Here is a 13156-nt window from a genome sequence, read left to right as displayed (position 1 = left end):
GTTATTGTCAACTTGGAGGAAAAGCCAACCATCCTCCACCGCCGCCTCGACGCTTCCGCCCGCGATCCACAGCGAAACGGCCAGTGCCAGAGCCGCCTGTCCCTTCAATCCTTTCCAGCCATTGCCCTTATTGGCTTTACTGGTGCTGTTGTCCTTTTCCAGTGGACTTCTATGTTTTTCCGTTCTCATTTTCATACCCTCCATGCATATATACAGTGCCCCGAGGCACACATACTTTCTTGGGATAAAAATAGCACCAAAATTCAAAAAATTCAACCACTTTGCAAAAAGTGGTCGATTTTTAGACCATTTGACTTTTCTTCTATAATATTTTTTGTTATGTCTGAGACCGTAAAAAAGAAAACGCTCTGCGACGGAGCTTTGCTCCTAGTCCCTTAGGGATTTCGCAGAGTACCCGTTAACACCGGATAAAATGGATTTTTCCTATCTTTCATGATATCATTGTGGCAGGGAGTGAATCGTGTATGCAAATTGAAAATGGAAAATTTTTGCATATAGTAGTAAGTGCTGATGATGATTTTTTATATATCATTACTGCCTATTGGCCAGATGAAAATAAATGGACAGCTGATTTCACAAAACGAAAGGAGAAGTAACCATGAAGTGCATGAAATGTGGTGCCGATGCCGTAAAAGGTTTTACTACTGATGTTACAGATTTAGGCAACTGCCTAATAATCGTGCGTAATGTTCCTTGCTATAAATGTGAGGAATGTGCCGAAGTTATCTATACTGGCGATACAATCCGTAAATTAGAAGCAATTATAGAGCAAGCTAAAAAAGCATTAAGCGATATTGCTGTAGTAGATTATGGAAAATATGCGGCATAATTATCTTGTAAACTTTAAAGGGATTCCCAGACGCACAGGGAATCCCTTTTGTATTTGGAAGCAATTTAGAAATTATATTTTAATCCCACGCCGCCGGAGACGCCACGTTTCTTGCCCGCAAAAGCAGTGAGGTTGAGGTCCACGGTCCATGGGGAATTAGGCTGGGTAATGGTGGCACCCAGCTCGGCCCGGAGGCTGCTGCCCTTGGTTTCTGCACCGCGGATGGCTATGCCGTCAGCAGTACCGGTGGCTTCGCCGCCAAATTCATACTCGTAGGCCAGGCCGCCATACCATTTCCACTGGTCGCTGGTCTGCATGGAGTAGCGGGCACCCAGACGGAGAATCTTGCTGTTGATGGCATCCAGATCATAGTGGCCGCCAGCGTCAAAGGACACGCCGTTGCGATGGTTGTAGAAGAACTTGCCATATACATCAAGGCTCCGTCCGCCGGAATAATCAAAGACCTTACCATAGCCTAAATGGAAGCCATAGTAACCGGCACTGGTATTGTAGCCGTAAGCATTGCCCAAATTATCCGTAAGGACATTGGATGCATCATCCTTTATGCTGCCCAGACGGATGCTTCCCTCGATATAGTCCTTCCGTGGGCTGGTCCACTTGCCCAATAAACCGCCGCCAGTATAGTGCATGGAGCCGTCACCACGAACATCCCCATTGAAGGTTGAATAGTTTCCAGTTCCATATTCAAAGAAGGCACCATATTCCGTAGTGCCGGACTTCTTCACGTTCTGATGGCCAAGGGCCAGAATGGCATTCCAGGTGTGGCTGTCCACATGGCTGCCCGTCTCCTGACGCATGGTGCCGCCGCCCATCTGGGCGAAGGTTGCCAGACCGTCAGTGCCGGTGTTGGAGCCCATGGAAAGACCATCTACAGCTGCGCCGACGAAATCATTACCGGCGGACAGAGCTGCCATGGATGCCGCCGCCCCCATAACGGTGTTATGGGGCAGATCGTTGGCACTCTTGTCAGTAACCTTATAGATAACATTACCGCTGTCATCCATTGACAATACACCGGTACCCTTAAGGGTACTGCCAGCGGTATACTCGCTTTCCTTGGTAATATTTCCGTCCTTTACCCGCTTGTCTGCCGACACCTTCTGCTCATCCAGCAGGGTCATGGTGTCGCCGTCCTTCAGTGCTGTGGTATCGGTGAAATGAATCTTGTCTGCACTGACCTTGGTAGCTGACAGGTCCGTAGCCGTGCCATCGGAAATGGTAACGGCTGCTTTATCTTTGCTCCAAGGAACTGCCACATAGTTCATGGTTTCAAAGTTGGCGATATTCTTTACACTCTGACCACCACCAGACCAGCTGTGGGCCACATCGTTTATCATAGTACCGATGTTCAGGACATTGCCGGTAATATCACTGCCGTTGCCACCAAATACGCTGGCATTGGACACATCGGCGGCATCATAGAGCTTAACTGTATTGCCAGTGGTAACACCAGTGGCACTTTCCGTATAACCGCCATAGAGAACATTATTCACCTTGCCCCCGGACATGGTAATGGTGTTGTTGGTGGCGGAGGAACCCGCCTTGGCTCCATAGACCCCGTCCAGAACTTCACCGCCGATGATGATTATGATGTTGCCGCTGGCTTCTTCACAGCCACCGCCAATAATGGACCCTACTGTACCATTATCCAGCTCTACGGAGTTATTGTCGGACTTATCCTTACTCTTACCACCGTAAATGGTGCCATCTACTGTGGCTCCATCCACTGTTACTTCATTTCCGGTGGCGGTACCCTGCTGGCTGTAACCGCCGTAGACATCCTTCTGTACTTTGGCCTCTTGTTCCAGCTTCACTTGGTTGCCGTCAGCCTTCTTGTCGCCATTAGTCTGGCCGCCATAGACACTGCCATTTACTGTACCACCAGATACATTGGCAATATTTGTATTTACCTCACCGCTGGTACTCTTGCCGCCATAAACATTGCCGACTACAGTGGCATTAACTACACTAGCCTGATTTTTTTGGCTGACAGTACCGCTGTCGCTTGTGGCACCGGCTACATCGCCACCGACACTGCCACCGCTGACATTGGTCACATTGCCAGTGGCCAGGCCGCTGTCGGTTACAGCTCCCACTGCACTGCCTGTCACATTACTGTTTTCTACATTGGTAATATTGGCTGTGGCATTGCCGCTTTTCGTTTGGGCCGCCTCTACATTGCCGTTTATCTTGCTTTCGCCGACGACATTGGCCTCGTTCTTATTTACCAGGCCGCTCTCAGTCTCAGCTCCTATAACATTACCCGTTACTGTGCTGCCCCCAGATACATTGGCCTTGTTGCTTTCCGTTGTACCACTGATAGTAGTGGCACCGATAACATCCTCCGTCACCGTTTTGCCACCCGTTATTTCCTCTGTATTGCCGCTGACATCAGCCTTGCCGTCAACTCCCTTGGTCACCAAATACAGGAGATTGTTGTTTTCGAAGAAGGCATGACCTTCACCCTGCAAGATGGAATTTACCTTGTATTTGGAACCAGTAGGCGTGACAACCGCCGTACCAAAATCAGACACCAGAGTCATCCTCTTGTTGGCATCCAGCTTGGAGATATTGGTAAAGTTAATATTGGAAGTATCTACAGCCGCCCCGGCAAAGTTGATGTTCTTTGTTGCATCTGTCGCATGGTTGATAAGTGCACCACTTTCCTTCCATTCCACATTGCCAAAGGTCAGCTTCGTTGCTTGATTCTCCGTCGCAGTGTAGACGATAGTGTTCCCACTATTCGATACGTTGCCGTTGATCGTACCGTCCACCGTCACACCAGAGACTGGGGCAACGGAGTAGGAATATTTCATCTCAACCGGTGGGAACCCGTAAAGAATGTTATTGGCTGAGAAAGTGTCATTGGCTAACAGAAGAGTTGTCGAGGAATTCGCGGCAATCTCTTCGGGTTTCCAGTTCGCAAATTTCAGGTCAGTTAAGGACATATAGGCACTGGAATAATTGTACCCAGCACTGCTTCCGTCTCGACCAATTCCCCACGTCATCTCACCAAAGGAAATCATGTTTACATTAAAATTGCTTCTCTTATAGACCAGCTTTGTGCCACTGTCCGCAGTTGTAACACCCTTGGACTCTGAGCCAATAAGGGTAACGCCGTTTGCTGTATCTGTGCTGGAGGCCTGTGCCTTGTACTTGATGGCCTCCGCAATTTGATTTTCAGCGAAGAACTCATTTGTCGTTGCTGTCAAAATATCCTTTGTTGTACCAGCGGCCACATTCGGTGCAAAGTTCGTTGCCGTAATGGAGTTTGCCCCAAGAGCTGAATTCCAGCCAGTAGGAACAGCGGCCGTTGTACCATTCCAGCCAGTAAGGTTGATACCGTTAAGTGCAGTCCCCGTAGCGGTATAGCCGATTTGTCCTGCAGTTGCTCTGGTCACATTGCCGGAAAGGGTGGCCGACAGCGTGGCACCGTTTATTGTTTTATTAAACGTCTGCGTATGGGCAATGCTGCTATCTCCTGTTGCTAAATTCGTTGCCCCCGTAAGCAAGGTTCCGCTCCCCGTTACTGCGTCAGGATTTGTAAATTTAAGGTTAGCTGCGTTGATATTTGTCACGCCTGCGAAGTCATAGCCGCCTGTCAGCGCGCGTCCTTCTCCCCATGTCATCTCACCAAGGGAAATATTGCTGACGTTGAAATTACTTCTTGCGTAGATAAGGTTCTTGCCATCAGTGGAGGCTTTTACGCCTTTGGACTCGGAGCCGGTCAGGTCTACGCCATTAGCTGTATCCGTGCTGGAGGCCTGTGCCGCATATTTCAATGCCCCAGTAATTTTATCGTCGCTGAAAAAGTTTGCTGTGCTGGTGGTTATAATTTCCTTGGACTGGCCAGCATTAATCGTTGGCGCAGTAAAGCCCGCCGCTTTAACGGAATTTGCCCCAAGATTGGAGGTCCAGCCAGCAGGGACCTCTGTGGTTGTGCCATTCCAGTTGGCAAGGTCTACACTATCAAGGGTGGTGTCTTGGGCAATATAGCCCAAAGTATTCGCAGTTTTGGTAATATTGCCAGTCAATGTGGCATTCAGCTTTATACAATTATTATAATTGGTATAGCTTTGCCTATGGGCAATATTGTCACCAGCAGTTAATCCGGTGGCATTGCTGAGCAGGGTCATGGAGTCCCCAGCACCTAGATACGAAGGTGTATTAAATTCAAAGCTGGATGTATCTATAACAGTAGAGTCATTAAAGGTATAATCCCCTGCCGTCAATGCCCTGGCAGTGCCGTCCTTGCTCCAGGTAATGGTGCCCAAAGTGATTTTGTTGACATTGTTCGCTATAGTATAGTTAACATTTTTATAGCTGTTGGCCGCATCAAGGGACACAGTATGGGTCGGAGTATAGTCCAGGGTGACATTATTGACCTTACTGCTACCACCCACACCAGTCTTGACCACTTGGCTGGTTTTCGTACCATTCAATGTTACCGTGGAGCTGGTCGTACCATTCTTATATGTAAGATTCAAAGTATTAAAATTATTGTCGGTGCCAGAGGAAAGCAGTGTCATGGTGCCTGGTGTTGTCGTGGCATTCAGTTTCGTTGCCGCCGTTATATCCAGTCCACCGTAGTTGGAAAAGCTTCCCGCTGACAGCACAGGATTGGTGGTGTTCCATGCCAGATCCTTGTCCAATGTAATCTTTGCGAATTTAGCCACCGTACCATCCACAGTGCTGGTGCCGGACAGATTAAGAACATTGTCAGTATTGACTTTATTTCCACCAAATAGACCTTGCGTCAAAGTCCCGCCGCCTAAGTTTACTGTATTCCCAGTAGCATTGCTGTGATCGGAATAACCGGCATACACATCCCCATTAACTGTTCCTCCTGTTATGGTGACTATATTCCCCGTGGCAATACCCTGCACACCGTAACCACCATAAACATTAGCAACCGTACCACCGCTGATAGTGACTTTATTCCCCGTGGCTTTATAATTGGAATAACCACCATAAACATTACCACTAACCTTACCGTCGCCGCTAATGGTGACTTTATTGCTGGTAGCATTTCGCTCGCCCCAGCCGCCATAAACATCTCCTTTAACTTCACCATTTGTGATATCGACTGCGTTAGTTGTGGCATCGTAATTTGACGATTTTGCACCATAAACGTTCCCTGGACTAACGTCCCCTACCGTACCGCCACTAATAGTAACCACATTGTCACTGGCCTCTAGTTTGGCCTCAGCACCATAAACATCGTTCAGCACTACACCATCGCTGATTGTGACAATATTCTTCGTGGCCATGCCAGAATAGGATTTACCACCATAAACTGCAGCCTCTCTATTCGTACCTTCAACCGTACCGCCACTGATAGTGACTTTATTATTGCTGACCGCGGCCACATCGCTGCTATTCATATTAAATGAATGACCACCATAAATCGCACTTACAACCTTACCGTCGCCGCTGATGGTGACTTCATTTCCCGTGGCATCTTCATCTGTAGAACAGCCACCATAAACATCCGAATCGACCTGACCATCGCTGATATTAACCACATTGTCACTGGCCCCTCCCCCAGAAAAGGCACCATAAACCTCCACATTAACGTTACCGCCGCTGATAGTGACTGTATTTTTCGTAGCCTTGCCATAAACAGATTGACTACCAAAAACATCTCCCTTCACGTTACCGCCGCTGATGGTGACCACATTGCCGCTGGCGATTTTACCGTTCGCAGTGGTAGAGCCACCATAAACATCTTTTTTCACCGTACCACCTTGGATGTTGACTTCGTTTTCCAGGACATCGCCACCTGTCGATTTAGCACCATAAACGTGGTAGTTCACTTCCCCCCCCTTAATGGTCACAGTATTTTTCTCAGCACCCACTTTGCCATATCCGCCATATATAGATTCTTTAACTTTACCATCTGCAAGCAAGGTTACATGATTGTCTTTGGCAGCACCATAATCCGAGTTCCCTCCCTGTACATAGTCCTTAACCCAACCACTGATAGTTATCTGATTTCCGGTAACTTCACCGAACACGCTATAACCGCCGTTAATTCTGTTCTCAACTATACCCGCCATAGTAATCTGGTTATTATTAACGCCGCCCGTAATACCATCACCACCATAACTATCAGTGACCTCACCGCCGCTTTCCACGGTAATGGTATTGCCACTTTTATTGCTGGTGATATACCCCACCTTGCCATTAGGTCCTTCCACGGTGAAGGTAACACCACTGCCCGCAGTGCCATCACTGTCCTTAGTCAAATTATAACCGTCTCCACTATGGGTGTTGTTCTCAATAGATGTATCAGTATTGACACTGATTTCCTCAGCCCATGCAGCGCCGCCCCCCGCTATCCACAGCGAGATGGCCAGTGCCAAAGCAGCCTGTCCTTTTGGACCTATCCAACGATTATTAGAGGTTTTGTCCCCCCCTAGTGGACTTCTATACTTCCATGTTTCCATAATTCATACCCTCCATGCATATATACAGTGCCCCGAGGCACACATACTTTCTTAGGATAAAAATATCACCAAAATTCCCCAAATTCAACGACTTTGCAAAAAGTGGTCGATTTTTGCAAAAAGTGGTCGATTTTTAGACCATTTGACTTTTCTTCTATAATATTTTTGTCATAGCTAAGGCAATAAAAAAGCGCCCCGGTTTTCCCAGAGCGCATCAAACATCACTTGGTTATTAAATTATTAATTGTAAACTAGATTTATACTGCTTACATTTCCTCTCATATCATAGTCTGAAGAAATACTCCCCCAGGAATATTCTTGTTTCCCCTCTATGCCGTAGCCCTTCAAGATTTCATCATGAAAGGCCTTTCTTTTAGGCTCATCCAGTTCTGAGAATTTCCTGTCGCAGCATATCAAGGAAAGCATGTATATGGCACCATTTCTGAAGAACAGACTGGCCAGATAACATCTGCCGTCAATATAAACCTTTTCCTCCAAATTTATGATGCGTATACCATCCTGATTGCAGAAATATCTGCTTTTCTTAAAATCTTCAAATGTATAGCCGGGGCCAATCATTAAATCATCATAAAGCCCCACTAATCCTTTTTCAAAATCCTTCATGCAACTAATCCTTTACACCGCAATATGAAACCATCTATCCTTCTCTATGCTATATTATAATCCTCCAAAATGAAAAAATCTTTAAAAGCTGGATTAAAAAAGGACCAACGCAACCGACTATCTACAGACACCTAATTTTCCCCACATGCTTTCCTTCATATCAGCAAATGCAGTCCGGAACATATCATAATGCTCCTGGCTGGCGGGGATGGCAATATAATCCCGTGTGGTTCCCTTGGAAAAGGTTATCGCTTGTATCAGGCCTTTATTGATTTTGACATTATCATAAAGCCTATCTTTAATATCATCAAAATACTTCTTTTCCGGCTTTCTACATCTGTGGTTGTAGACCAGAACGCTCTTTCCGGCATCTATATAATCCTTCACTTCTTCATAAAAAACATACTTAATACTTCTGGCCGAGCCTTTGCCCACGGACTTGACCAGCAGGCCATTGTCCGGGTCCATAAATACAAGGTCCACATCCTTAAATCTTTTCAGTGCCTTCTCATGCCATTCATGGCGGCCATCAAGGGTGAGGTAATCATCATAATAAATTGCCCCGGGAATTAAATCCGCTTTCTGTATTTCGGCCACAGAGCGCTTTTTGCTTCGTGCCATATTAGTAAGAATATCCGCCAGCTGGGGATCACATTTCCGTATTTGGGGCGGCACAAGGTATTTGCCATCAAGCTGCTTAAATGTTCCATCTTCCTTCTTTTCGCTGTCCAGAACGGGAACACGGTACCAATTAACGCCGATGGTAAAGCCTTGAGCCTGCAGGCATTTCAATAATCCGATTTTTCCATAATCCCCTACATCGCCAGCATATCTATCCTGCATATAATCACCTACATATTAGTGTAAATGGATAAAATATTAACGGGTGCCTTCTTTTTTCTCTTTTGGATACGGAGCAAGGCGGCCTTTTGGAATATAACTCACCTCCATTTTTTCATTTCCGTAAAATTCCCTCTCAGGCAACATTTTAATAAAGTTTAATTGAATATCCATGCACATTTCAAAACCTTCGGGGCCAAGTTCGTATAAATCATCTACTCTTTTTATAGCAACATCCTCATCCATACCAAGGTCAACAAATGCTTTAACCCCTTCTTCTTTGGTCATGATTTACACCCCCATTTTAAATCATTTATCCACTTATTTCTCTACTTAAATTATATTTTTTCGGATATAAAAAACAATTCTTCACTGGCAATAAAAAAGCCCATTCAAATTGCTCATGTATACAAAATTATTAAAAAAGGGGATAAAAGGAAGCATTGTTGTGACTCGCCTCGCCACTGCTGCTATAACCACCATAGACATGCCCACTAACCTTGCCGCCGGTCATGGTGACACTGTTGCTTATAGCATTACTATTGCTGCTACTGCCGCCATACGCACTATAGTTTACTGTACCGCCTGCAGTGATGGTGGTGCTGTGGTTCGATTGCTCGCCTGCATCGTCGTTGGCGGTGCCGCTGGTATGCCCGTTGTATACAAAGTCGCAGGAAGCGACATCGCCGCCAGTTCCGATGGTAATATCCGCCGCTTCGACGCCGCCCACCGCTATCCACAACGAAACAGCCAGTGCCAGAGCAGCCTGTCCCTTTAAACTTTTCCAGCCCCTGCCATTAGTGGCTTTATGGGTGCTGATATCCCCCTCTGGTGAACTATTATACTTCCTTGTTTCCATTTTCCTCCTTGTTACACCTCACCCACCGTCCAAGGACGGTCCCCCCTCCCCTCCAGGGAGGGCATCTACTCGTGCAAAAAGTAGCATGAAAATTCCAATAATTCAATAGGAAATCAAAAAGTGATGGGATTTTTGAAAAAGTGATGGATTTTTAGACTTTTGACGTTTTTTTGTTGCATCCAAACTGCATTTTTTCCATATAAAACGCAAAAAAAAACAGCTGCACAAAAACGTGCAGCTGCTATTTATAAATCTTCGGGTATATGAGGTATCATCCCCTCAATGTGCCTTCCCCTTGAGGGGAAGGTGTCAGCCGATAGGCTGACGGATGAGGTGTCCTTCTTAGAAATTATACTTTAATCCCACGCCGCCAGTGAGGCCCCGCTTCTTGCCAGCAAAGGCTGTAAGGTTAAGGTCCACGGTCCATGGGGAATCCGGCTGGGTAATGGTGGCACCGATTTCAGCTCTGAGGCTGCTGCCCTTGGTGGATGCACCACGGATGGCAGAAGTAATACCAACCGCCGTTACTGAGCCTGTTGCGTCCCCATTAAATTCATACTCATAGGCCAGGCCGCCATACCACTTCCACTGGTCGCTGGTGCGCATGGAATAACGGGCACCAAGACGGAGAATCTGGCTGTTAATGGCATCAAGATCATAATGATCACCAGCATCAAAGGATACTCCATTGCGATGGTTGTAAAAGAACTTGCCATACACATCAAGGCTACGGCCGCCGGAATAATCAAAGATTTTGCCATAGCCCAAATGGAAGCCATAATAACCGGTACTGGTATTGTAGCCGTAAGTATTGCCAGCTCCATCTGTCAGCACATTGGAAGCATCATCCTTTATGGTGCCAAGACGGATGCTGCCCTCAATATAGTCCTTCCGTGGGCTGGTCCACTTGCCCAAAAGGCCGCCGCCAGTATAATGCATGGAACCATCACCCCTAATATCCCCATTAAAGGTGGAATAGTTCCCAATTCCGTATTCAAAGAAGGCACCATATTCCGTAGTGCCGGATTTCTTTTCATTCTGATGGCCAAGGGCCAGAATAGCATTCCAGGTGTGGCTGTCCACATGGCTTCCTGTCTCCTGACGCATAGAACCGCCACCCATATTGGCAAAGGTGGAAACCCCGTCAGTGCCGGTGTTGGAACCCATGGAGAGGCCATCAGTAGCAGTGCCTACAAAATCATTACCAGCAGAAAGTGCTGCAACGGATGCAGTTGCACCCATTACGGCACTATGGGTCCATTCCGCAGACTTTACATCAGGCTTGCCATCTGTACCAGTTTTTGCAGTGAAAATCAAATCTTTTCCTACCAGTGATGCCGTACCTTCACCTTCCAGTGCCGTGCTCACCTTGTACTTGGTACCGGTGATGGTGCCCACACTGTCGCCAAAGTCTGATACCAGAGTCATCTTCTTGTTGGCGGCCAGCTCTTTTATATTGGTAAAGTTAATATTGGAGGTATCTACAGCTGCCCCGTTAAAGGAAACATTACTCAAAGTGGTGGCATGATTCAGCAGGGCCCCGCTGTCCTTCCACTCCACGTCGGTGAAGGTGAGCTTGCTGGCATTATTCCCCGTCACCTGATAGTTGACGTTGCCGCTGTTCACAGCGATTCGGCCCGTCACCGCGCCGTTTATCATCAAGCCGGTGAGAGGAGTTAGCTCGTACTCGTAGGAGGTCTTTGTGGGCTGTGTAATATGGTCTCCAGTGATTCCCGTTGCATTCGAAAGCAACGTCATGGCATCGCCTGTCTTTGCCGTTTGGTCCAGTCCCGTGAAGGTCAGCTTTGAGGCGTCGATGGCCGTGTTCCCATCGAAGGCGAATTTATAGCTGTTAGGCAATGTGTAATAGGTTGTCCCCGTACTCCACGGAATGGAAGCCTGCACGTTGTTACTGTTCACGCCGAGGTTCAGCTTGGTGACTTTGTTCGACGCAGTGTAGACCAGAGCGTTTTTCTCGGTGGGGATGCTCAGTACACCCTGTAGTGCAGCGTCCACGGTCACGCCCGTAACCGGGGTGAGAGTGTATACATGCGTCGTTGTGGTCGCTGCAAGGTCGGCGGTAATGGTAGCCGAGTTATTGCACTGAATCAGGTTCATGGTTGCCCCGTTTGCTATGGTTTCGGGATTGGCAAAGGTCAATGCCGAGGCGTCGATTTTCGCTTTTCTGCCGTAGCTATTCCGCACGATGCCTTCTCCGTCGCCGCCTGTCAGCGTCAATACAGGCGTGCCCCATGTCGCAGGTACATTTACGAGCGTTCCGTTTTCGTCGAGGCTTTTCCCTATGTTGATCGTCTCGAAGTTTTTGATCGTCTTGCTCACGGTGTTCGCGCCGGAAAGGTGCAGCGCATTGCCCGTGACGTAGGACTCAACATATCCGCCAAAGACCTTCTCTGCCGTGCTGCCCGTCATGGACACGGTATTGTGAATGTTTGTTCTTCCTCCTCCAGTATCATAGAGCACATAGCCTCCAAAAACATTGTTTACATTAACTCCAATCAGCGTGACGCTGTTATAGTTGGCGTTGCCTGTCCGTGCATATCCGCCGTAAACCCCGCTGTTCACCATGCCGCCTTTTTTGATCGTGACAGTATTGTAGTTGGCATCTCCTCCACTGTAGGAATAGCCGCCGTAAGCATCAGCGTACACCTTGCCGCCGTTTTTGATCGTGACAGTATTGTAGTTGGCGTCTCCTCCACTGTAGGAATAGCCGCCGTAAGCATCAATGTTCACCTTGCCGCCGTCGATGATAGTGTTATATCCCGTTTTGTCGCCTTCTGGTTCTGGGACGGAAGGGCTCGTATCTGTTTTCTCCCCGTTATAGACATAGTAGACGGTTTCGCTGCTTCCGACGGTGACGGGATTTTCCTCCGCCAACGCCACACCGCCCCCCGCTATCCACAGCGAAACAGCCAGTGCCAGAGCAGCCTGCCCCTTTAATCCTTTCCAGCCCCTGCCCTTATTAGCTTTGCTGGTGCTGATGTCCCCCTCTGGTGAACTATTATACTTCCTTGTTTCCATTTTCATTTTCCTCCTTGTTACACCTCACCCACCGTCCAAGGACGGTCCCCCCTCCCCTCCAGGGGAGGGCATATACATATTGATGGCAAGGGCCAGATCAAATTGGTCCCCCCTCCAGGGGAGGTCATACACTCACACAAAAAGTAGCATGAAAATTCAAAAAATTCAATAGGAAATCAAAAAGTGATGGGATTTTTGAAAAAGTGATGGATTTTTAGACTTTTTGACGTTTTTTTGTTGCATCCAAACTGCATTTTTTTGCAAAAAAACGCAAAAAATAACAGCTGCACAAAAACGTGCAGCTGCTATTTATAAATCTTCGGGTATATGAGGTGTCCCCTCAATATGCCTTCCCCTTGAGGGGAAGGTGTCAGCCGATAGGCTGACGGATGAGGTGCCCCCCTTAGAAATTATACTTTAATCCCACACCGCCGGTGAGGCCACGCTTCTTGCCCGCAAAGGCAGTGAGGTTGA

The 13156-nt window shown here is 47.5% G+C and carries 9 protein-coding genes; 2 read left to right on the top strand and 7 right to left on the bottom strand.

The features are described from left to right. A partial coding sequence (locus tag D081_RS12345; RefSeq protein WP_143272212.1) for a hypothetical protein occupies positions 1 to 189 on the bottom strand: 189 nt, incomplete at its 3' end. A 296-nt stretch (positions 190 to 485) separates the two neighbouring features. Between D081_RS12345 and D081_RS12860 the strand changes: the two genes are divergently transcribed. Next, positions 486 to 617: a DUF4258 domain-containing protein gene (locus D081_RS12860; RefSeq protein ID WP_198942005.1), complete on the top strand. Its 132-nt coding sequence runs from the start codon at positions 486 to 488 to the stop codon at positions 615 to 617. 2 nt (positions 618 to 619) lie between these two features. Beyond that, positions 620 to 850 (top strand): type II toxin-antitoxin system MqsA family antitoxin, encoded by a 231-nt coding sequence (locus tag D081_RS12340; RefSeq protein WP_085024469.1) that lies wholly within the window; start codon positions 620 to 622, stop codon positions 848 to 850. Between the two features lie 65 nt (positions 851 to 915). Here D081_RS12340 and D081_RS12335 read toward each other — a convergent pair whose 3' ends face one another. The 6 genes from D081_RS12335 to D081_RS12310 all read right to left on the bottom strand — a co-directional run bounded on the left by D081_RS12335 (position 916) and on the right by D081_RS12310 (position 12682). Then, on the bottom strand, positions 916 to 7320 hold the full coding sequence (locus D081_RS12335; protein WP_085024468.1) for an autotransporter outer membrane beta-barrel domain-containing protein: 6405 nt from the start codon (positions 7318 to 7320) through the stop codon (positions 916 to 918). 240 nt (positions 7321 to 7560) lie between these two features. Next, positions 7561 to 7944, bottom strand: coding sequence for a hypothetical protein (locus tag D081_RS12330; protein WP_085024467.1), 384 nt, complete (start codon positions 7942 to 7944; stop codon positions 7561 to 7563). A 117-nt stretch (positions 7945 to 8061) separates the two neighbouring features. Beyond that, entirely contained in the window at positions 8062 to 8787 is a 726-nt protein-coding gene (locus D081_RS12325; RefSeq protein ID WP_085024466.1) for a hypothetical protein, read from the bottom strand. A gap of 36 nt (positions 8788 to 8823) precedes the next feature. Beyond that, positions 8824 to 9072, bottom strand: coding sequence for a hypothetical protein (locus D081_RS12320; RefSeq protein ID WP_085024465.1), 249 nt, complete (start codon positions 9070 to 9072; stop codon positions 8824 to 8826). Positions 9073 to 9202: 130 nt separating this feature from the next. After that, positions 9203 to 9643, bottom strand: coding sequence for a hypothetical protein (locus D081_RS12315; RefSeq protein WP_085024464.1), 441 nt, complete (start codon positions 9641 to 9643; stop codon positions 9203 to 9205). Positions 9644 to 9985: 342 nt separating this feature from the next. Next, positions 9986 to 12682, bottom strand: coding sequence for an autotransporter outer membrane beta-barrel domain-containing protein (locus D081_RS12310; RefSeq protein ID WP_085024463.1), 2697 nt, complete (start codon positions 12680 to 12682; stop codon positions 9986 to 9988). Between the last annotated feature and the right edge of the window lie 474 nt (positions 12683 to 13156).

The sequence above is a fragment of the Anaerovibrio sp. JC8 genome (assembly GCF_002100115.1).
In the GTDB taxonomy this organism is placed as follows: Bacteria; Bacillota; Negativicutes; order Selenomonadales; family Selenomonadaceae; genus Anaerovibrio.
The sequence above is the reverse complement of the archived record's forward strand: the minus strand, read 5'-3'. Positions and strand labels throughout refer to the sequence as shown.

Excerpts from the sequence above, each read along its gene's own strand:
- D081_RS12860 (WP_198942005.1), top strand. The coding sequence starts at position 486 with ATGCAAATTGAAAATGGAAAATTTTTGCATATAGTAGTAAGTGCTGAT.
- D081_RS12340 (WP_085024469.1), top strand. The coding sequence starts at position 620 with ATGAAGTGCATGAAATGTGGTGCCGATGCCGTAAAAGGTTTTACTACT.
- D081_RS12335 (WP_085024468.1), bottom strand. The coding sequence starts at position 7,320 with ATGGAAACATGGAAGTATAGAAGTCCACTAGGGGGGGACAAAACCTCT.
- D081_RS12330 (WP_085024467.1), bottom strand. The coding sequence starts at position 7,944 with ATGAAGGATTTTGAAAAAGGATTAGTGGGGCTTTATGATGATTTAATG.
- D081_RS12325 (WP_085024466.1), bottom strand. The coding sequence starts at position 8,787 with ATGCAGGATAGATATGCTGGCGATGTAGGGGATTATGGAAAAATCGGA.
- D081_RS12320 (WP_085024465.1), bottom strand. The coding sequence starts at position 9,072 with ATGACCAAAGAAGAAGGGGTTAAAGCATTTGTTGACCTTGGTATGGAT.
- D081_RS12315 (WP_085024464.1), bottom strand. The coding sequence starts at position 9,643 with ATGGAAACAAGGAAGTATAATAGTTCACCAGAGGGGGATATCAGCACC.
- D081_RS12310 (WP_085024463.1), bottom strand. The coding sequence starts at position 12,682 with ATGGAAACAAGGAAGTATAATAGTTCACCAGAGGGGGACATCAGCACC.